The 19,301-nt window shown below is 73.0% G+C and carries 17 protein-coding genes; 10 read left to right on the top strand and 7 right to left on the bottom strand.

All coding sequences use genetic code 11. The features are described from left to right. The first annotated feature begins 99 nt into the window (after positions 1-99). Positions 100-612 (top strand): EF-hand domain-containing protein, encoded by a 513-nt coding sequence (locus tag AB0E85_RS01420; RefSeq protein ID WP_361921258.1) that lies wholly within the window; start codon positions 100-102, stop codon positions 610-612. Between the two features lie 172 nt (positions 613-784). Here AB0E85_RS01420 and AB0E85_RS01415 read toward each other — a convergent pair whose 3' ends face one another. Next, entirely contained in the window at positions 785-2,287 is a 1,503-nt protein-coding gene (locus tag AB0E85_RS01415) for an AMP-binding protein (protein WP_361921256.1), read from the bottom strand. Between the two features lie 89 nt (positions 2,288-2,376). On the opposite strand from AB0E85_RS01415, the gene AB0E85_RS01410 reads away from it, so the two are divergent. The 4 genes from AB0E85_RS01410 to AB0E85_RS01395 all read left to right on the top strand — a co-directional run bounded on the left by AB0E85_RS01410 (position 2,377) and on the right by AB0E85_RS01395 (position 6,668). Continuing rightward, positions 2,377-3,573: an amidohydrolase family protein gene (locus AB0E85_RS01410; RefSeq protein WP_361921254.1), complete on the top strand. Its 1,197-nt coding sequence runs from the start codon at positions 2,377-2,379 to the stop codon at positions 3,571-3,573. After that, complete coding sequence (locus AB0E85_RS01405; protein WP_361921252.1) at positions 3,573-4,706, top strand: acyl-CoA dehydrogenase family protein; 1,134 nt, start codon at positions 3,573-3,575, stop codon at positions 4,704-4,706. The genes AB0E85_RS01410 and AB0E85_RS01405 overlap by 1 nt, the downstream gene beginning before the upstream one ends. A gap of 5 nt (positions 4,707-4,711) precedes the next feature. Further along, positions 4,712-5,749 (top strand): acyl-CoA dehydrogenase, encoded by a 1,038-nt coding sequence (locus AB0E85_RS01400; protein ID WP_361921452.1) that lies wholly within the window; start codon positions 4,712-4,714, stop codon positions 5,747-5,749. A 442-nt stretch (positions 5,750-6,191) separates the two neighbouring features. Next, on the top strand, positions 6,192-6,668 hold the full coding sequence (locus tag AB0E85_RS01395) for an ATP-binding protein (RefSeq protein ID WP_361921450.1): 477 nt from the start codon (positions 6,192-6,194) through the stop codon (positions 6,666-6,668). 469 nt (positions 6,669-7,137) lie between these two features. Here AB0E85_RS01395 and AB0E85_RS01390 read toward each other — a convergent pair whose 3' ends face one another. Further along, entirely contained in the window at positions 7,138-8,064 is a 927-nt protein-coding gene (locus AB0E85_RS01390) for a cyclase family protein (RefSeq protein ID WP_361921250.1), read from the bottom strand. Positions 8,065-8,168: 104 nt separating this feature from the next. On the opposite strand from AB0E85_RS01390, the gene AB0E85_RS01385 reads away from it, so the two are divergent. The 3 genes from AB0E85_RS01385 (at position 8,169) to AB0E85_RS01375 (ending at position 11,393) form a co-directional block, all read left to right on the top strand. Beyond that, a complete protein-coding gene (locus AB0E85_RS01385) occupies positions 8,169-9,083 on the top strand; it encodes an SDR family oxidoreductase (RefSeq protein WP_361921248.1) in 915 nt (304 codons plus the stop codon). Positions 9,084-9,195: 112 nt separating this feature from the next. Then, positions 9,196-10,344: an acyl-CoA dehydrogenase family protein gene (locus AB0E85_RS01380; protein ID WP_361921246.1), complete on the top strand. Its 1,149-nt coding sequence runs from the start codon at positions 9,196-9,198 to the stop codon at positions 10,342-10,344. Then, entirely contained in the window at positions 10,344-11,393 is a 1,050-nt protein-coding gene (locus AB0E85_RS01375) for a Zn-dependent alcohol dehydrogenase (RefSeq protein WP_361921244.1), read from the top strand. The genes AB0E85_RS01380 and AB0E85_RS01375 overlap by 1 nt, the downstream gene beginning before the upstream one ends. On the opposite strand, the gene AB0E85_RS01370 is transcribed toward AB0E85_RS01375, so the two are convergent. Beyond that, positions 11,383-12,396 (bottom strand): helix-turn-helix domain-containing protein, encoded by a 1,014-nt coding sequence (locus tag AB0E85_RS01370; RefSeq protein WP_361921243.1) that lies wholly within the window; start codon positions 12,394-12,396, stop codon positions 11,383-11,385. The two genes, AB0E85_RS01375 and AB0E85_RS01370, sit on opposite strands and share 11 nt — an antisense overlap. 71 nt (positions 12,397-12,467) lie before the next feature. Between AB0E85_RS01370 and AB0E85_RS01365 the strand changes: the two genes are divergently transcribed. Next, a complete protein-coding gene (locus AB0E85_RS01365) occupies positions 12,468-13,769 on the top strand; it encodes an MFS transporter (RefSeq protein WP_361921241.1) in 1,302 nt (433 codons plus the stop codon). A 19-nt stretch (positions 13,770-13,788) separates the two neighbouring features. On the opposite strand, the gene AB0E85_RS01360 is transcribed toward AB0E85_RS01365, so the two are convergent. Further along, positions 13,789-14,256 (bottom strand): hypothetical protein, encoded by a 468-nt coding sequence (locus AB0E85_RS01360; RefSeq protein WP_361921240.1) that lies wholly within the window; start codon positions 14,254-14,256, stop codon positions 13,789-13,791. Positions 14,257-14,424: 168 nt separating this feature from the next. Between AB0E85_RS01360 and AB0E85_RS01355 the strand changes: the two genes are divergently transcribed. Continuing rightward, positions 14,425-15,546, top strand: a complete 1,122-nt coding sequence (locus AB0E85_RS01355; protein WP_361921238.1) for a class I SAM-dependent methyltransferase — start codon at positions 14,425-14,427, stop codon at positions 15,544-15,546. 15 nt (positions 15,547-15,561) lie between these two features. Here the strand turns inward: AB0E85_RS01355 and AB0E85_RS01350 are convergent, their stop codons facing one another. From AB0E85_RS01350 to AB0E85_RS01340, 3 genes are read right to left on the bottom strand one after another with little or no spacing between them, the layout of a single operon-like run. Beyond that, positions 15,562-16,179, bottom strand: coding sequence for a flavin reductase family protein (locus AB0E85_RS01350; RefSeq protein WP_361921236.1), 618 nt, complete (start codon positions 16,177-16,179; stop codon positions 15,562-15,564). 42 nt (positions 16,180-16,221) lie between these two features. Then, the gene (locus AB0E85_RS01345; protein ID WP_361921234.1) at positions 16,222-17,007 is read right to left on the bottom strand and encodes an enoyl-CoA hydratase-related protein; all 786 of its coding nucleotides are present in this window, start codon (positions 17,005-17,007) and stop codon (positions 16,222-16,224) included. Beyond that, positions 17,007-19,232 carry an acetate--CoA ligase family protein gene (locus tag AB0E85_RS01340; RefSeq protein ID WP_361921232.1) on the bottom strand — a complete coding sequence of 742 codons (2,226 nt, stop codon included), beginning with the start codon at positions 19,230-19,232 and terminating at the stop codon, positions 17,007-17,009. The genes AB0E85_RS01345 and AB0E85_RS01340 overlap by 1 nt, the downstream gene beginning before the upstream one ends. Between the last annotated feature and the right edge of the window lie 69 nt (positions 19,233-19,301).

The following is a 19,301-nucleotide window of genomic DNA, read 5'->3' as shown; positions in this document are numbered from 1 at the left end:
CTTGGCACAAGTGACGTTTTCCCGCGCCCGAACGGCTCCCTCCGTCGTACGCTCCGACCGAGACGCACCCCACCCGACGTAAGGCGGCCCGAAAGAGACATGGTCAGCAGCGAGTACGAGCGCAGGATCGCCGCCCGGTTCGCCACCTTCGACCAGGACGGCAACGGCTACATCGACCGCGAGGACTTCTACGGCGCCGCCAAGGCGCTGCTCACGGAGTTCGCCGTGACGGCCCGGTCCGACAAGGGGCAGGCCCTGTACGGCGGTGCCGAGGCCTTCTGGCAGGGCATGGCCGGCATCGCGGACCGCGACGGCGACCAGCGCATCACGCGCGAGGAGTTCGTCAACGGCGCGGTCAAGCGCCTGCGCGACAACCCCGACCGGTTCGCCGAGATCGCCCGCCCCTTCCTGCACGCGGCGCTGGACGTCGCCGACACCGACGGGGACGGCGCCGCGACGGTCGAGGAGGCGGGCCGCGTCCTGAAGTGCCTCGGTGTTCCCGAGGACCTCGCCGTGCCGGCCGCCGCCGCGCTCGACGCGGACGGTGACGGCAAGGTCGGCGAGGCCGAGGTCGTACCCGCCTTCGCCCGCTACTTCACCGTGCCGGAGTAGTGCCACGGGTCCGCGCCGTAGGGGTTGTTGCCGAGGGGCGGCTGCGGGGTGTCGGTGGTTGCTCGCGCAGTTCCCCGCGCCCCTGAGGGCCCCTTCGCCGTAGGGGTTGTTCGGGGGCGGCGGCTGCGGGCCGTCGGTGGTTGTTCGCGCAGTTCCCCGCGCCCCTGAAGGGTTACGTGGCCGCGTAGCGGGCGCGGAGTTTGTACTTCAGTACCTTGCGCAGGGTCTCGCCCCGTGGAAGGGCGTCCACGATCTCCAGCCGTTCCGGCAGCTTGTGCACCGACAGTCCCTCGGCGCGCAGGAAGGCGGTCACGGCGGCGAGTGTCAACACCTCCGTGTCCGGGGGCTGTTCCACCACCGCGCACACCAGCTCGCCGCGTGCCTCGTCCGGCAGCCCGATCACCGCCACGTCCCCGACGGCCGGATGCCGGTGCAGCAGGTCCTCGATCTCCTGGGCCGAGATGTTCTCGCCCTTGCGGATGATCACGTCCTTGAGCCGGCCGGTGAGGACCAGGTGCCCGGTCTCCGTCAGGCGCCCGAGGTCGCCGGTGCGCAGGAATCCCTCCTCGTCGAAGGCCTGCGCCGTCTGCCCCGGGTCGAGATACCCCCGGCACACGGCCTCGCCCCGCAGCCGCACCTCCCCGTCCACGATCCGGATCTCCATCCCCTCCGGCGGCCGTCCCTCGGTCGTCGCGAGCAGCTCGGGAGTGTCGTCCGGGTCGCCCATGGTGATCATCGGCACCTCGGTCATGCCGTACCCGTGGGTGAGCCGCACGCCCATCTCGCGCACGACGGCGTGGTACAACTCCGGCGGCTTGGGCGCGCCGCCGCCCGCCAGCAGCCGCAGCGACGGCACCACCGGCTCGCCCGGCCGCTTGCGCTGCTCCGCCAGGAACATCGAGTAGAACGCCGTCGACCCGCCCGCCATCGTCACCCCGTGCGCGCGGTACGCCTCCAGGGCGTCCGGCAGGGCGAACTGCTCGAACAGCACCGCCGGGAAGCCGTACAGCAGCAGCATCACCGTGTAGTCGGGTCCGCCGATGTGGGCGTACGGGAAGGCGATCGACCCCACGTCGTGCGCCGAGGGGCGCAGCGCGTGCGCCAGGCAGGAGCCGCCCGCGAGCAGTGAACGGTCCGTGTGCAGCACGCCCTTGGGGTCGGAGGTCGTGCCGGACGTCCAGTAGATCCAGCGGACGGCGGTGCCGTCGGAGGGCGGAGGAGGCAGGAGGGACGGATCGCCGTCGGGGAGGTCGTCGTAGGCCTCGAAGACGCCCCGCGCGCCCAGCCGCCGGGCCATCCCACCGTGGTCGAAGCCGCGCCAGGTGCCCGGCACCGCGAAGAACTCCGCCTTGGACTCGCGCAGCGCGAAGCCGACCTCGCGGTCCCGGTAGAAGGGGATCACCGGCGTCTGCACGGCGCCGAGACGAGCCAGGGCGAAGGACAGCACGGCCGTCTCGATCCGGGTGGGCAGCTGCCAGGCGACCACCGTGCCGGGGCGCACGCCCATGCCGTACAGCCCGGCCGCGACCCGCTCGGCACGCGTGCGCAGCGCCCCGAAGGTCAGCGTCCGGCCGTCCTGGAGGAAGAGCGGGCGGTCCGGCGTGAGGGCCGCGCGGCGGGTGACCAGGTCCCACAGGGTGCGGGACGAACTCAGGGCGTGCGGGGTCTCGTTCACGACTGCCCCCTGCTGCTTGGCTGACGGGTCGTCAGGTGCGATGCTATCTGACGCTGCATCAGATAAGTACCGTCCGGCGGAGGGGACCCATGGCGACCGAACTGCCCCGCATCATCAGCGTCGACGACCACGTGATCGAGCCCGCCCACCTCTTCGACACCTGGCTGCCGGCCAGGTACCGCGAGCGCGGCCCGAAGCCCCTGACCGCCGGGATCGGTGAACTCGTCTACGTCGGCGGCAAGTACCGGATCACCATGGACCCCGACGGCCAGCCCACCGACTGGTGGATCTACGAGGACCTGAAGTTCCCGTACAAGCGCAACATCGCCGCCGTCGGCTTCGACCGGGACGCGATGACCCTGGAGGGCATCACCCGCGAGGAGATGCGGCCCGGCTGCTGGGACCCCAAGGAACGCCTGAAGGACATGGATCTCAACCACGTCGAGGCGAGCCTCTGCTTCCCCAGCTTCCCGCGGTTCTGCGGCCAGACCTTCGCCGAGGCGCACGACAAGGAGGTCGCCCTGGCCTGCGTGCGCGCCTACAACGACTGGATGGTCGAGGAGTGGTGCGGCGACAGCGGCGGGCGGCTCATCCCGCTGTGCCTGATCCCGCTGTGGGACATCGGCCTGGCCGTCGCGGAGATCCGCCGCAACGCCGCGCGCGGGGTGCGGGCGGTGACCTTCTCGGAGATCCCCACCCACCTCGGACTGCCGTCCATCCACTCCGGCTACTGGGACCCGTTCTTCGCCGTCTGCCAGGAGACCGGGACGGTCGTCAACATGCACATCGGGTCCTCGTCCCAGATGCCGGCCGCCTCCCCGGACGCCCCGCCCGCCGTGCAGGCCTCGCTCAGCTTCAACAACGCGATGGCCTCGATGATGGACTTCCTCTTCAGCGGCGTCCTGGTGAAGTTCCCGCACCTCAAACTCGCCTACTCGGAAGGCCAGATGGGCTGGATCCCGTACGCCCTGGAGCGCGCCGACGACGTCTGGGAGGAGCACCGCGCCTGGGGCGGTGTCCGCGACACGATCCCCGAGCCGCCGTCGACGTACTACTACCGGCAGATGTTCTGCTGCTTCTTCCGCGACCGGCACGGCGTGGCGTCGATCGACGTGGTCGGCCGGGACAACGCCACCTTCGAGACCGACTACCCGCACGTCGACTCGACCTTCCCGCACACCAAGGAGGTCGCCCTCGACCACGTCAAGGGCCTCGACGACGAGACGGTGTACAAGCTGATGCGCGGCAACGCCATCCGGATGCTGGACCTGGACCTCGACCGCTGATGGACCTGTCGTACACGCCCGAGGAGGAGGACTTCCGGGCCCGGCTGCGGGAATGGCTCGCGCGCACGCTCCCCGGTCTCCCGCCCAGGCCGTCCCCCGAGGACTGGCCGGGGCGGCGGGCGTACGACCTCGGCTGGCAGCGCAGGCTGTACGAGGCCGGATACGCCGGCGTCCACTGGGACGCCACCCCGAGCGTCCGCCTGATCTTCCTGGAGGAGACCGAGAAGGCCGGAGCGCCCTACGTGGGCGCCAACTTCGTGGGCCTGCTGCACGCCGGGCCGACCATCGCCGCCGAGGGCACGGACGCACAGCGGGCGCGCTGGCTGCCGCCGATCCTGCGCGGCGAGGAGGTCTGGTGCCAGGGCTTCAGCGAGCCGGAGGCCGGGTCCGACCTCGCGGCGCTGCGCACCCGCGCGTGGCGCGACGGCGACGACTACGTGGTGACCGGTTCCAAGATCTGGACCTCGCACGCCGAAGTCGCCGACTGGTGCGAACTGTTGGTCCGCACCGGCCCGGCCGCCCCGAAGCACCGGGGCATCACCTGGCTCGCCCTGCCCATGGACGCGCCCGGCATCACCGTACGGCCGCTGCGCACGCTCGCCGGGCCGGCCGAGTTCGCCGAGGTGTTCCTGGACGAGGTGCGGGTGCCGGTGGCCAACCGGGTGGGGGACGAGGACGACGGCTGGCGGGTGACCCTGGTGACGCTGTCCTTCGAGCGGGGCACGGCCTTCGCGGGCGAGGTCGTCGCCTGTCGCCGGGTCCTGGCCGAACTGGCCGTCGAAGCCCGCAAGAACGGCCGCTGGGACGACGCGGCCCTCAGGCGCCGGCTGGGCAGGCTCGATGCGGAGTTCCGGGCGCTGTGGCGGCTCACGCAGTGGAACGTGAGCGCGGCGGAGGCCTGCGGCGGAGTACCGGGCGCGGGCGGCTCGGTCTTCAAGCTCCGCTACTCGCACGCCCGCCAGGAGCTCTACGACGCCGCCGCCGAGGTGCTGGGGCCCGACTGCCTCGACCTGGACCGGCCGTGGACCCCCGACCGGCTCTCCGCCCTGGCGTACACCATCGCGGCCGGCACCTCGCAGGTCCAGCACAGCATCATCGCCGAGCGCATCCTCGGCCTGCCGAAGGGACGGTGAGCGCCGTGCGGTTCCGGCTGACGGACGACCAGCGGGCACTGCGGGACGGGGTGCGCGAGGCGCTGGCGCGGCGGTTCGACGGCCGGGCGCTGCGGGCGGCGGTGGAGGAGGCCGACGGGGGTGGTGTACGCGAGGAAGGGGAGCCGGGCGGCGGTGGTGCGGGCGTGGCCCCTGAGGCAGCGGCGCCTGGCGGCAGGGGGCAGGCCGGGGCGGGGAGTTCCGGGGGACCCGGCGGGGCCGGCGGGCCGGAGGCGGGGCGCGCGGCCGGGTCGCCGCGGCTCGACCGGGGACTGTGGCGGGCCCTCGGTGACCTCGGGTTCTTCGCACTGCGGGTGCCGGAGACGGACGGCGGGGTCGGACTCGGGCTCGTGGAGGCCGTGTTGGTGTTCGAGGAGGCGGGACGGGCGCTGCTGCCCGGGCCGCTCGTCGCCACGCACCTCGCGGCCGGTGCCGTACCGGGTGCGGCCACCGGGGAGACGGTGGTGGCTGCCGTGGACGGCGGGCTCGTGGAGTGGCTGGCGGAGGCGGACGCCGTGCGCGGGGACGCCGGCGGGGCCGTGCCGCTGCGCTCGCTCGACCCGCTGACGCCCCTGCACCGCGTGCCCGCCGCGCGTCCCGCCCCCGACCCCGTCGCCGTCCTGCTCACCGCCGCCGAGCAACTCGGCACGGCCGGCCGCGTCTGCGAACTGGCGGCGCAACACGCCCGGGCGCGCGAACAGTTCGGACGGCCCATCGGAGCCTTCCAGGCGGTGGCGCATCTGTGCGCGGGGATCTTGGTCCGTGCGGAGACGGCCCGCGCAGCGGTGTACGCGGCTGCCGTGACCGCCGACCCGGCCGACATCGCCGCGGCCCGGATCCTCGCCGACGAGGCCGCCGTGCGGGGCGCCCGCGACTGTCTCCAGGTGCACGGCGGGATGGGCTTCACCTGGGAGTCCGAGGTCCATCTGCATCTGAAACGCGCATGGGTTCGAACCCAGCGTGCGGGTGGGGTAACGGAGAGTGAGGAGTTGCTCGCGGCGGCTCTGACGCCCGGGACGGTCTGACGGGCCGTCTGGCTGCGGTATCGCGGGACCGCTCCCATGGATGTCACGGATCGTGGCATACCGGAATTACGGAGCGTTGATATCGGCTTGTGTCCTCAGTGTGACTCGTAACGGCCTGGAGTCGATTGCCCGCTCCGGTACCTTGTGTCAGATGCGAGTGGCTCCGAGCGCAGTGCGACCCCGTGGCGCCGCCTGTTCGACTGCCCGCGGCGAGCGTCGCACAGTATGCCGCACGGGTACTCCTTCGCGCTGGAATATGCCCGAAGCGCTTGTTGGCGTGACTGTACGTCAACCATGCTGTCCCACAAGGGATTCACGTTCCGTGATCCTTGTCCCGGCCGTTGTTCTGGCCATGCAGAAAATGGCTACGATCGTGGCCCTCGTGAGGCGCGAGCCTAAGTGTCCGCCGGTTCGGATGGTGTGAGCGGTGCAGGTGCTTCAAGTGCAGCTGGAGATCCGGCCCGACCCCGCAGAAGTGGGGCGGGCCCGGCGGTGGGCCCGCTCCCGCCTGGCCGGGTCCGGCATACAGGCCGACGAACCCCTCGCCGAGACGCTGATCCTGCTCGTCTCCGAGCTCGTCACCAACGCGGTGGTGCACACCGGCCGTCCCGCCGTCCTGCGGCTGTCCCTGCCGCACGTGGTGACGGAGGAGGCCACGGTCCGTCTGGAGGTCGCGGACCGCAGCGGCCGGGCCCCCGTGCCCCGGTGCGCCGGCGACGACGCGACCGGCGGCCGGGGCCTGGCGCTCGTCGACGGCCTCGCCGACCGCTGGGGCTGGAGCGTCGAGGCCACCGGAAAGCGCATCTGGTGCGAGGTGGACCGGTGTGCGAAGTCCCCGGATCTCACGACGTCGTGCGGGGGCGGCGCGGTGGCGTGCGGCGGGGCGGCTTTCGAGGGTCTGGCGTACGAGGCGGTGTAGCACCGCCGCCCGTTCCGGCCGGGCGTGGGGTTACGGCGGCACATGCCGCGGGTTCGTGCGGCGGGGCCGGGGCACGGATGCACGGCGGGTCGGCTGGTTCCGTCAGGGCATGCGGCGATGCGCCGGGACGTGCTTCCGTGCGCGCCTACGGCAAAAGCCGCATAAGCGATATTTCTCCGGACTCCTGTTGACGCGTCGTGACCGTTTGCTCACGCTGGTGGGCAGCGATTCGCCGTGAGGGGACGACGAGGGCTTCGGCGGACGGCAGCCCTCGGCGAGTGCGGGTCGTGATTCGGCGTCGGCTCCCTACAGGGGCGGGGAGTCGGGGCGGGAGCGCCGGAGTCGGGTGGCGGCGCGCGCTGCCGTGCTCGGGGCGAGCAGCGCGGCGCCGCCATCCGGCTGTAGGGGGATGGCGGCCCGGTCGCGCCGGTCCGCCGGGCGCCCGGCGGGCGGGTCCCGGACCGGCTGCCTACAGGACGGCGACGGGAGCCACCGGGGAGCCGGTCGCCCCGGTGAAGGGCTCCGGGGTCGCGGTCAGCAGGAAGACGTACCGGCCCTCTTCTCCACAGGCTGTGGACAACTCTTCGAGATTCCAGTTCTGGCCTTGGGGCATGCCCATCTCCACGAGGTCGAGGGCGTGCACGGGGAGCCAGAGGTCCTCCACCTCGGGCGGGAACACCTCGAAGGTCAGGGTGTCGTCGGCGACGGCCGCGACATCGCGCGCGTGGAACCACTCCGGTGTCCGGATCGACAGCCCCGGCGAGGGGTAGGCGTAGCCGTGCCGGTCCCCGCCCAGGTACGCCTGGACCTGTCCGGTCCGCACGAGCACGACGTCCCCCGCCCGCACCCGCGTGCCGGCCAGCTCCTCGGCGGCGTCCAGGTCCGCGGGGGTGACGGCGTACCCGCCGTCGAGCCGGTCCGTGCCGCGGGCCCGGGCGACGTCCAGCAGTACCCCGCGCGAGACGACGTGCCGGACCGTGCCGATGCCGCTGAAGCCGGCACCGCCGTGTGCGGTGACGGTGTGGGCGGGGCGGCCGTTGTAGAGCCGGCCGGAGTGCGAGACGTGGGACAGGGCGTCCCAGTGGGTGGCCGCCTGGAGGCCCATGGTCACGACGTCGTCGCTGCACGCGACCGCGCCCGGCCCGAAGATCTCCTGGTTGATCTGCACCATGGTGTGCAGAGGGTTGACGCGGCCGGGGATCATGCCGGTCTGCACGCCGTCCTGCTGGAGGGGCAGTGCGAGGGGGACGCGCCGGCCGGTGCGGACGGTCGCCGCGGCCCGCCTGACGACCTCGTCGGTGATCAGGTTCAGGGTGCCGATCTCGTCGTCGGCTCCCCAACGGCCCCAGTTGTTCACGCGCTTGGCGATGTCGTGGAACACGTCCGGCAGCGACATGAGTCCTCCGCGGGGCTTGTCTTCCCGTATCTGACGGGCCGTAGAATTCGGCACACAAGAATCTAACGGTCCGTCAGAAACCGTGGGACGGGAAGGGGCCGGGCGTGGGGAACTTCTTGGCAGACAAGGTCGTCGCCGTCACGGGGGCCGGGCGGGGCATCGGCAGGGCGGTGGCGCTCGCGGCGGCGGCCGAGGGGGCGAAGGTCGTCGTCAACGACTACGGCGTCTCGGTCGACGGCGCGTCACCGGCGAGCGAGATCGCCCGGGCCGTGGTCAAGGAGATCGAGGCCGCGGGCGGGGAGGCGGTGGCCGTCGCCGACGACATCTCCACGATGACCGGCGGACAGCGGGTCGTCGATGTGGCGCTGGAGTCGTACGGGCGGCTGGACGGTGTGGTCTGCGTGGCCGGGATCCTGCGCGAGCGGATGCTGTTCAACATGACCGAGGAGGAGTGGGACCCGGTCGTCGCCACCCATCTGAAGGGCACGTTCACGGTGTTCCGGGCGGCCTCCGCGGTCATGCGGAAGCAGCGGTCCGGGACGCTCATCGGCTTCACCAGCGGCAACCACCAGGGGTCCGTCTCCCAGGCCAACTACAGCGCCGCGAAGGGCGGGATCGTCTCGCTGGTGCGCAGCGCGGCGCTGGGGCTGCACAAGTACGGGGTGACCGCGAACGCGGTCGCGCCGGTCGCACGGACCCGGATGTCGGCCGGGGTGCCGATGGAACTGGCCGAGATCGGGGAGCCGGAGGACGTCGCCGCGCTGGTGGTGTACCTGCTGTCCGACGCCGCCTCCCGGGAGGGGATCACCGGGCAGGTGTACACCGTGGCCGGGGCGAAGATCGCGGTGTGGGCACAGCCGCGGGAGCTGCGGGCGGCGTACGCCTCCGGCGGATGGACCGTGGAACGGATCGCGGAGTTCCTGCCCGGGTCGGTGGGGGTGGATCCGATGCCGTTGCTGGAGCGCGTGCGGGAGATGGAGAGGGCGGCGGGTCGGGGGGAGCGGCCGAACGCCCGGTAGCCGGGGACTTCGGTCCTTTCGGCGGGTGCGGGTGCGGGTGCGTTGTGGCTTGTCGCGCAGTTCCCCGCGCCCCTGGGGAATCCGCCCGTGCGGCATCGAGAGGAGCACCCTGATGGACTTCGACTTCGGGCCGGAGGACGACGCGTTTCGCAGTGAAGCCCGTGACTGGCTGGCCGCGCACGTCAGCGGCGTTGCGGACCGCCGTACCTGGGAGCGCACCCTCGGTGCGGCCGGGTGGATCGGGCTCGGGTGGGGCGGGGACGGGTACGGGAACCGCAGGGCCACCCTCACCCAGCAGGTCGTCTGGGCCGAGGAGTACGCGCGATCCGCCGCGCCCCCGCGCTCCGGGCACATCGGGGAGAACCTGTTCGCGCCCACGCTCCTCGCCCACGGCACCGACGAGCAGAAGTCGCGGTTCCTGCCGCCGATCGCCGCCGGCGAGGAACTCTGGTGCCAGGGCTACAGCGAACCCGGCGCCGGGTCGGACCTGGCCGGGATCCGTACCGCGGCCGTGCGCGAGCGGGACGGCCGTGCGTACCGCGTCACCGGGCAGAAGATCTGGACGTCGCTCGCGCACGAGGCCGACTGGTGTTTCGTGCTGGCCAGGACCGAACCCGGCTCGGTACGGCACCACGGGCTGACCTTCCTCCTCGTCCCCATGGACCAGCCCGGCCGGATCGAGGTCCGCCCCATCCGCCAGATGACGGGCACCAGCGACTTCAACGAGGTCTTCTTCGACGGCGCGCACGCCGAGCACGTCGTCGGCGGCGAGGGCGACGGCTGGCGCGTCGCCATGAGCCTGCTCGGCTTCGAACGCGGGGTGTCCACGCTGGCCCAGCAGATCGGGTTCGCCGAGGAACTGGCGGGCGTGGTGCGCGCGGCCGTCGCGTCGGGCGCGGTGCACGACCCCGTCGTACGGGAACGGCTCGTGCGATCGTGGGCCGAGCTGCGGGCGATGCGCTGGAACGCCCTGCGCACGCTGGGGGGTTCCGGTGACGCGGGTGCCCCGAGCGTGGCCAAGCTGCTGTGGGCGGGCTGGCACCAGCGGCTCGGGGAGCTGGCGGTGCTGGTGCGGGGCGCGGGGGCGGCCGTCGGCCCCACCGACTGGTCGGCCGGCGAGCCGTACGAACTGGACGCCGCGCAGCACCTGTTCCTCTTCTCCCGGGCCGACACGATCTACGGCGGCTCGGACCAGATCCAGCGCACGATCATCGCCGAGCGCGTGCTCGGCCTGCCCAGGGAGCCCAAGGGGGCCGTGTGATGCGAGGCGTGATCTTCGACGGCAAGCAGGTCCGGGTCGTGACGGACCTGGAGGTGCGCGAGCCCGGACCGGGTGAGGTGCGGGTCGCGATCGCGGCGGCCGGACTGTGCCACAGCGATCTGTCGGTGGTGGACGGGACCATCCCCTTCCCCGTGCCCGTGGTGCTGGGCCATGAGGGAGCCGGGGTCGTGGAGGCGGTGGGTGGGGGCGTCACCCATGTCGCGCCCGGTGACCACGTGGCGCTGTCCACCCTGGCCAACTGCGGTACGTGCGCCGAGTGCGACCGGGGCCGGCCGACCATGTGCCGGCAGGCCATCGGACGTCCGGGCCGGCCGTTCCGCCACGACGGCTCGCCGGTGCACCAGTTCGCGTCCAACTCGGCGTTCGCCGAGCGCACGGTCGTCAAGGCCGTCCAGGCCGTGCGGATCCCCGACGACATTCCGATGGCCTCGGCGGCGCTCATCGGGTGCGGGGTGCTCACCGGGGTGGGCGCCGTACTGAACCGGGCCCGGGTGGACCGCGGCGACAGCGTCCTGGTCATCGGGACGGGCGGCATCGGCCTGAACGTGCTTCAGGGGGCCCGGCTCGCGGGCGCCGGGCGGATCGTGGCCGTCGACGCCAACCCGGCGAAGGAGGAGGCGGCACGCCGGTTCGGCGCGACCGACTTCCTGACGTCCACCGAGGGCCTGCGCGAGCTGCTGCCCACGGGCGTGGACCACGCCTTCGAGTGCGTCGGCCGGGTGGAGCTGATCCGGCAGGCCATCGACTCCCTGGACCGGCACGGCCAGGCGATCCTGCTCGGGGTCCCGCCCGCCACGGCCGAGGCGTCCTTCCGCGTCTCGTCGATGTACCTCGACAAGTCCGTCCTGGGCTGCCGCTACGGCTCCTCCCGCCCCCAGCGGGACATCGCCCTGTACGCCGGGCTGTACCGCCAAGGGCGGCTCCTGCTCGACGAACTGGTCACCCGGACCCATCCGGTCGAGGACTTCGAGAAGGCGGCGGCGGACGCGGAGGCGGGGCGGGTGGCGCGGGCGGTGCTCACCTTCTGAGGGCGGCGGCGGTTTCCTTCTCCGTCCGGAAGGTGCTCCGGTAGGCGGTGGGCGTGACACCGAGGGCCGACTGGAGGTGCTGGCGCATCGACTGGGCCGTGCCGAAGCCCGCCTCCCGCGCCACCCGGTCGACGGAGCGGTCGGTGGACTCCAGGAGCTGCCGGGCCCGCTCCACGCGCTGCTGGGTGAGCCACTGGCCGGGGCTGACGCCGGTCTCCTCACGGAAGCGGCGGGTGAAGGTGCGCACCGACATGGACTCCTGCGCCGCCATGTCGCGCAGCTGGATCGGCTCGTGGAGACGGCCCAGGGCCCAGGCGCGGGCCGAGGTCGTGGTCGCCTGCTGCGGGTCGGGCACGGGCCGGTGGATGTACTGCGCCTGACCGCCGTCGCGGTGCGGCGGCACGACCGTGCGGCGGGCCACGTCGTTGGCGACCGCCGTGCCGTGGTCGCGGCGCACCATGTGCAGGCACAGGTCGATGCCGGCCGCGACGCCCGCCGAGGTCAGGACGTCGCCGTCGTCGATGAACAGGACGTCCGGATCGACCCGGATGTGCGGGAAGAGCCGCTGGAAGCGGTCGGCGTCGGCCCAGTGCGTGGTGGCGGGGCGGCCGTCGAGGAGACCCGCGGCGGCGAGGACGTAGACGCCGGTGCAGATCGAGGCGAGCCGGGTGCCCGGGCGGATGTGAGCCAGGGCGGCGGCCAGTTCGCCGGTCAGCACGCCCTGTTCGAAGACCGGGCCGAGTTCGTACGACGCCGGGACGATCACGGTGTCGGCGGTGGCCAGGATCTCGGGGCCGTGCTCGACCTGGACGGCGAAGTCGGCGTCGGTCCGCACCGGGCCCGGCGGGCGGACCGAGCAGGTGACGACGTCGTACAGCAGGCGCCCCCGGGCGTCCCTCGGGCGGCCGAAGATGCGGTGCGGGATGCCCAGCTCGAAGGGGAGCAGACCGTCGAGGGCGAGGACGACGACCCGGTGCGGGCGGAACTCCGGCTCACGGCTCATGGCCCGATCCTAACGAATGCTGGCCTTCGGGCCACTCGATGGAGCGGGCCGCAGGTCGGAAGCTCTATGGCGTGACCCAGACAACCGAAGGAGCGGCTGTGCGGCAGCCGCCGAAGCCGAGTCGCGCGCGGGTGCACCGCGCCTGGTTCGTCGCCGCCGTCACCTTCGTGACGATCATCGGCGCCGCCGCCTTCCGTTCCGTGCCGGGCCTGCTCATCGACCCGTTGCACGAGGAGTTCGACTGGTCGCACGGCACGATCGGCGCCGCTGTCTCGGTGAACCTCGCGCTGTACGGTCTGACGGCCCCGTTCGCGGCGGCCCTGATGGACCGCTTCGGCATCCGCCGGGTCGTCGCGGTCGCGCTCACCGTGATCGCGGCCGGCTCCTGGCTCACGGTGTGGATGACCGCGGCGTGGCAGCTGATGCTCTGCTGGGGTCTGCTGGTCGGTCTCGGCTCCGGCTCCATGGCGCTGGCCTTCGCGGCGACCGTCACCAACCGCTGGTTCACCGCTCGGCGCGGTCTGGTCAGCGGCATCCTCACCGCCGCCTCGGCCTCCGGCCAGCTGATCTTCCTGCCCCTGCTGTCCTGGATCATCGACCGGTACGACTGGCGCCCGGCCGCCGTGACGGTCGCCCTCGCCGCGCTCGCGGTCGTCCCGTTCGTCTGGCTCCTGCTGCACGACCACCCCGCGGACGTGGGCCAGAAGCCGTACGGCGCCGCCGAGTTCGTGCCGAAGCCGCCGCCCGTTCCCGGCGCCGCCCGCCGGGCCGTGACCGTCCTGCTCCAGGCCGTGCGCACCGGCCCGTTCTGGCTGCTCGCCGGCACCTTCGCGATCTGCGGCGCCTCCACGAACGGCCTGATCCAGACCCACTTCATCCCCGCGGCCCACGACCACCACATGCCCGTCCAGGCCGCCGCCTCCCTGCTCGCGGTCATCGGCGTCTTCGACGTGGTCGGCACGATCGCCTCCGGCTGGTTCACGGACCGCTTCGAGCCGCGACGCCTGCTAGCGGTGTACTACGCGCTGCGGGGCGTGTCGCTGTTGTTCCTCCCGCTCCTGCTGGGGCCCGCGGTCCACCCGCCGATGATCTTCTTCATCGTCTTCTACGGCCTCGACTGGGTCGCCACCGTCCCGCCCACCCTCGCCCTGTGCCGCGAGCAGTACGGCGAGGACAGCGCGATCGTGTTCGGCTGGGTCCTCGCCTCCCACCAGGTCGGCGCCGCCCTCGTGGCCTTCCTGGGCGGCGTCGCGCGGGACGCCTTCGGGTCGTACGACGTGGTCTGGTACGCGTCGGGGGCGCTGTGCGCGGCGGCGGCGCTGATGGCGCTGGTGATCCGGCGGCGGGCGGGGAGCGAGCCGGTCGCGACCTGAACCGGGCCGTTTCCGGTCCTCAGCCCTCGGTCCGCCGCGCGCGGCTCGTCCGGGCGGCGTTGCGGATCCTCTTCGTCCGGCCGCTCTCGGCGAGGACATCGAGGGCACAAGGGCTCGGTCCGGCGGCGGCCTTGAGCTGGAGCCAGTCCGACGACGCCAGCAAGTCCTCTGTTCGCCACGGGAGTCGGAGGGCGAGGGCCCGGAACAGGGACCACTCCTGGAGGCGACGGACCAGGAAGGGCCGTCCGGTCACCACCCTGCCCACGGCCGCCGCCCACTCCTCCCAGGCGGGTTCCGGCCACAGCTGTGCGGCCCGGCGGTCGAGGTGCCGCACCACGGCTGCCTCGGCCATGACGCGGTCCGGGTCGGCGAGGACGCCGCCGACCAGCTCCATCTCGCGTGCTTCGCCGACCTGTTCCAGCTCGGCCAGGTGAGCGGCGAAGCGGGCGTGCTCGGCCGGTTCCCGTGGTCTGTCTTCGGCGTTCACGGTTCTGCCTCCCTGGTCCGACGCGACGCTCCGCCCGGTCGGCCTATTCTGAACGCGGCCACCGCACTTCCTCGAAAGGTGAGTCGATGACACTCGGCATGGTCCTCGGCGACGTGATCGTCGTGACGTCGCGCGTTCACTCACGTTCGATCTTCCGAGGAGTCTGCCGTGTCCACGATCCACTGGGTCGAGGTGCGACCCCGTTCCGCCCGCTGGCACTCTGAGTCCGGGCTGCCCCTGCCCCGCCGGGTCGTCGTCGCCGACGACGGGATGCGGGCCGCCGTCGCCCACCGGCTGGCCTGTGAGGGCACCGCGTTGCTGTGGCGCGGGGATTTCCACAACGCCCGGCAACTGCTGCGCGCCCTGGACCGCCGCGTCGGCCGGAGCGCGCCCGATGCGGCGGGTCCTCCCGCCGAGGTGTTCCACGCGCAACGCCGCTTCCGCGCCCACCGCGCCCGCGTGCTCGGCAAGCTGCTCGTCCTGCTGGAGGACGACCACACCCTGGCGCTGCGCCGCGCCCCGGATGTGCGACGGGCGTGCGACGAGGCCTACGGGCCGCCGGCCGGGGGGCCGGTCGCCGTCGCCCTCACGGAACTGCTGGGTGTGATCGGCGCCCGGGAGTGGCGGGAGAGGGGCGTGCACGTACCGGCCCTGGGCGCGCGGATCCACCCGCATTACGGGGTGTTCGCGCCGACCAGGAGCGAGTACGTCGATCTTGTCGCGCGGGCGCCCATGCCGTGCGGCGGTGCCGTGCGGACGGCGTTCGACCTGGGCACGGGCACCGGTGTGCTGGCCGCCGTACTGGCCCGGCGCGGGGCCGCGCGGGTGGTGGCCACGGACGTCAGCGCCCGGGCACGGGAGTGCGCCCGGGCGAACCTGCGGCGGCTGGGGCTCGCGGCGACGGTCCGCGTCACCGGGCCCGGCCTGTACCCCGGGGGACGTGCCGGCGTCGTCGTCTGCAACCCGCCCTGGGTGCCCGCCCGGCCCGCCTCCGACCTCGACCTCGGGGTCTACGACGCGGGCGGTGGGATGCTGCGTGGCTTCCTGGGCGGGCTCGCCGGCCGGCTGGAACCCGGCGGTGAGGGCTGGCTCGTCCTGTCCGACCTCGCCGAACGGCTCGGGCTGCGTGGCCGGGAGGAGTTGATGGCCGCCGTGGAAGAGGCCGGGTTACGGGTCGTCGGCCGGCTGGACACCCGTCCGCGCCACGCGCGGGTGCGGGACACCGGTGATCCGCTGCACGCCGCACGGGCCGCCGAGGTCACGTCACTGTGGCGGCTGGCGGTGGCGTGAGCCGGACGACGGGCCCTACGGGTGTGCCGGCCGGGTGAAGCGCCCCCGGTGGAAGAGCAGCGGTTCGGACGGGTCGTCCGCCGTGCCGAGGGCGTTCACCCGGCCGACCACGATGAGGTGGTCGCCGCCGGTGTGGACGGCGTGGATCGCGCAGTCGATCCACGCCACGGCGCCCGCCAGCCGGGGCGAGCCCGACACCGGCGCGGCGTCGTGGGCGACGCCCGCGAACTTGTCCGCCCCGCTCACCGCGAACGCGCGGCACAACTCGCCCTGGCCGGCGGCCAGGACGTTCACGCAGAACACCCCGGCGCGGGCGATCAGGGGCCACGTGGTCGACGTACGGCCGACCATGAAGGCCACCAGGGGCGGGGTGAGGGAGAGGGACGTGAAGGACTGGCAGGCGAAGCCGGCGGGGGAGCCGCCGTCGGCGGCGGGCGGTGCGGTGACGACCGCGACGCCCGTGGCGAAGGTGCCGAGGACGCGCCGGAACTCACGCGGGTCGAGTGGTGCGCGCTCGTCCTCGGCGACGCAGCGCAGATCGGGGCGCGGCATCGCTTCGACGGGCTCCGGGGCGGGTGTGCGGTTCGACCTGAGGTAGCGGACGGCGGCTTCCGCCATCCCTGCTTGTCCCATCACATCCGTCATTGAAACTGACGCTTCGTCAGATAGGAAGAGTCAGCGCCCTTCGAACTCCGCGCTCCGTCGTTCCACGAAGCTGCGCACGCCGTCCCGTGCGTCCGCCGTCGTCATGTTGATCTCCTGCGCGGCGGCCTCGGCGGCGAAGGCGGACGCGCGGTCGGTGTCGAGGGAGGCGTTGACGAGCTGCTTGGTCAGTGCCAGAGCCCGGGTCGGTCCGGAGGCGAGGCGCTCGGCCCAGGCGTGCGTCGTCTTCTCCAGCTCCTCGTCGCGGACGACCCGGTTGACGAGCCCGAGGCGTTCGGCGTCCGGCGCGCTGAGCGCGTCGCCGAAGAACATCAGCTCCTTCGCGCGCTGCGGGCCGATGAGACGGGGCAGGAGGTAGGCGCCACCGCCGTCGGGGACCAGTCCGCGGCGTACGAACACCTCGATGAAGCGGGCGGACTCGGCCGCGAGGACCAGATCGCAGGCGAACGCCAGATGCGCGCCGAGGCCGGCCGCTGTGCCGTTCACCGCCGCGATCACCGGCTTCTCGCAGTCGAGCACGGCGCCGATCAGCCGCTGGGCGCCGGTGCGGAGGGTGCGGGCGACATCGCCCGGGAGGCGTTCGCCGGATGTCCCGGTGCCCCGGAGGTCCGCTCCGGAGCAGAAGGCCCGGCCCGTCCCCGTGATCACGACGGCCCGCACCGCGGGGGTCGCCGACGCCTCGGACAGCAGCCGGACGATCTCGTCCCGCTGGTCCGGCGTGAGGGCGTTGAGCGCCTCGGGCCGATTGAGGGTGAGGGAGAGGACCTGGCCGGCCGTCGCGTGCAGGAGGGCCGGCATCAGCGGCACACCGCCAGCGCGTCGAGCGCCACCGCGCCCTGCCCCTGCGGCAGGACCATCAGCGGATTGATGTCCAGCTCGGCGAGCTGGTCGCCGAGTTCCAGGGCCATGCGCTGCACGCGCAGGACGACCTCGACCAGCGCGTCCAGATCCGCCGCCGGCCGTCCTCGCACGCCGTCGAGCAGGGCCCGTCCGCGCAGCCCGGCGAGCATGTCCCGCGCCTGCTCCTCCCCGAAGGGCGGCACCCCCACGGCGGTGTCGCGCAGCACCTCGACGAGCACACCGCCGAGTCCGACGGTCACGGTCGGTCCGAACAGGTCGTCGTGGGCGACACCGACGACCATCTCGACACCGTGCTCCACCATCTGGCAGACCAGGACGCCGTCCAGGGCGACGTCCTCGTAACGGGCGATGTCGGTCAGCTCCCGGTAGGCGTCGCGGACCTGGCTGGCCGAGGTCAATCCGATCTTCACCAGGCCCAGTTCGGTCTTGTGGGCGATGCGCGCCCCGGAGGCCTTCATCACCACCGGGTAGCCCACGAGCCCGGCCGCGCGGACGGCCGCCGCCGCGCTGGTCACCAGCTGCTCGCGCGGGACGCGGATGCCGTACGCCCGCAGCAACTGCTTCGCTGCGTGCTCGCTGAGCTGCCGGCCGGGCTGCATCAGCGCCTGCGCCTTGCGGTAGGACGGCGACGGGGTGCGCGGGGCCTCGTCGAAGGGTGAGCGGTAGCGGGCCGTGAAGCGGTGGTGGGCGAGGTAGGCGCGGACGGCGGTGAGACAGTTGCCGACCGTGCGGAACGTGGCCACGCGGGAGGAACCGAGCAGGACCTCGCGGTAGGCGGGCTCGGTGCCGACCGGCGAACCCCAGACCACGCAGACCAGCTTGTCGGTCTGCTCGGCCGCGTCCACCAGATCCCGGACGAGCCGGTCGCTGAGCGGCGGGAACGGCCCGGTGACCGGGCAGATCAGCACGCCGACCGCCGGATCGCCGAGGATCGCGTCGATGATCTTCCGGCCGCGTTCGTCCCCCACCGGATGCCCGCCGTTGTCGACCGGGTTGGCGACGTTCAGGTACTCGGGTATCCACTGGTGCAGCTCGGCCTGCCTGGCCTCGGACAGGACCGGCAGGCTCAGGCCGGCGGCGGTCGCCAGGTCGGCGACGTGCGCGCCCGTGCCGCCCGAGATCGAGTAGACGACGACCCCGTCCGCGCGCGGCGGCCGGGCCCGGGCCAGCAGGGCGGCGGTGTCCTGGAGTTCGTCCAGCCCGTCGACCCGGATCACGCCGTACTGGCGCAGCGCCGCGTCCACCACGGCATCCGCGCCGGTGAGTTTGCCGGTGTGGGAGGCGGCCGTGCGGGCGCCGGTCTCGGTACGGCCCACCTTGACGGCCACGACCGGGACTCCACGCCGGGCGGCCCGGTCGGCGGCGAGCAGGAAGGAGCGGCCGTCCTTGAGCCCTTCCAGGTAACAGGCGATGGCGCCGACCTCGGGCTGCTCGGCGAACCAGGAGACGAAGTCGGCACTGTCCAGGTCTGCCTCGTTGCCGGTCGGGGCCCAGTGGGAGAGGCGGATGCCGAGCTCCTGGAGGGCGAAGACCGGGCGGCCCTGGTGGCCGGACTGGGTGATCAGCGCGATCGCCGGCCCCTGAAGGTCGTCGCGGAACCGCTCGAAGGCGTTGAGGTTGGTGTTGGGCCCCAGCAGCCGCAGCCCCGACTGCTCGACGGCGGCGGCCAGTCGCCGCTGGGCGGCCTCACCCTCCGGCCCGGTCTCGGCGAACCCGGACGCGAAGACGACCGCGAACCGCGTCTTGGCCTCGGCCAGTTCCTCGATCACCGGGAGGGGGTCGCCGACCAGCACCACGGCCAGATCGACCTGCTCGGGCAGGTCGGCGACGGACGGGGAGCAGGGGATGCCGAAGACGGACGGACGGCTGGGATGCACCGGGTGGAGCCGGGCACCGACCCGCTCCGCCCAGTCGGCGAGTTGCCGTGTGATGCCGGTGTTGGGGCGGCCCTCGGCGTCCGAGGCGCCGATCACGGCGACGGACCGGGGGCGGAAGAAGCGGTCCAGGTCGGGCACGGCGGCGTGCAGCGGCCGTCCGCTGACGTCCAGGTCGCCGTCCTGGGCGGGCCTGCCGTGCACGACGGGCCCGGACCGCTCGCCACAGGCGATGGCCCGGGCCCGGCGGGAGTCGGTGGTGAGGGTGCCGTGGGTCGATCCAAGCATCGTTTCCGCCCGCTCCTGTGAGACAGCCGCTAACTGACGCTCTGTCAGATTACTGAACTGATGCGACGT

The organism is Streptomyces sp. NPDC029044 (assembly GCF_040637495.1).
Lineage (GTDB): Bacteria > Actinomycetota > Actinomycetes > Streptomycetales > Streptomycetaceae > Streptomyces.
Note: the sequence above shows the minus strand (reverse complement) of the source record. Positions and strands in the feature narration are given on the sequence as shown.

What these genes read in the sequence shown, in the direction of transcription:
- AB0E85_RS01375 (WP_361921244.1), top strand. Translation starts at nt 10,344, where the DNA reads ATGCGAGGCGTGATCTTCGACGGCAAGCAGGTCCGGGTCGTGACGGAC.
- AB0E85_RS01350 (WP_361921236.1), bottom strand. Translation starts at nt 16,179, where the DNA reads ATGGGACAAGCAGGGATGGCGGAAGCCGCCGTCCGCTACCTCAGGTCG.
- AB0E85_RS01340 (WP_361921232.1), bottom strand. Translation starts at nt 19,232, where the DNA reads ATGCTTGGATCGACCCACGGCACCCTCACCACCGACTCCCGCCGGGCC.
- AB0E85_RS01390 (WP_361921250.1), bottom strand. Translation starts at nt 8,064, where the DNA reads ATGTCGCTGCCGGACGTGTTCCACGACATCGCCAAGCGCGTGAACAAC.
- AB0E85_RS01410 (WP_361921254.1), top strand. Translation starts at nt 2,377, where the DNA reads ATGGCGACCGAACTGCCCCGCATCATCAGCGTCGACGACCACGTGATC.
- AB0E85_RS01370 (WP_361921243.1), bottom strand. Translation starts at nt 12,396, where the DNA reads ATGAGCCGTGAGCCGGAGTTCCGCCCGCACCGGGTCGTCGTCCTCGCC.
- AB0E85_RS01380 (WP_361921246.1), top strand. Translation starts at nt 9,196, where the DNA reads ATGGACTTCGACTTCGGGCCGGAGGACGACGCGTTTCGCAGTGAAGCC.
- AB0E85_RS01405 (WP_361921252.1), top strand. Translation starts at nt 3,573, where the DNA reads ATGGACCTGTCGTACACGCCCGAGGAGGAGGACTTCCGGGCCCGGCTG.
- AB0E85_RS01345 (WP_361921234.1), bottom strand. Translation starts at nt 17,007, where the DNA reads ATGCCGGCCCTCCTGCACGCGACGGCCGGCCAGGTCCTCTCCCTCACC.
- AB0E85_RS01420 (WP_361921258.1), top strand. Translation starts at nt 100, where the DNA reads ATGGTCAGCAGCGAGTACGAGCGCAGGATCGCCGCCCGGTTCGCCACC.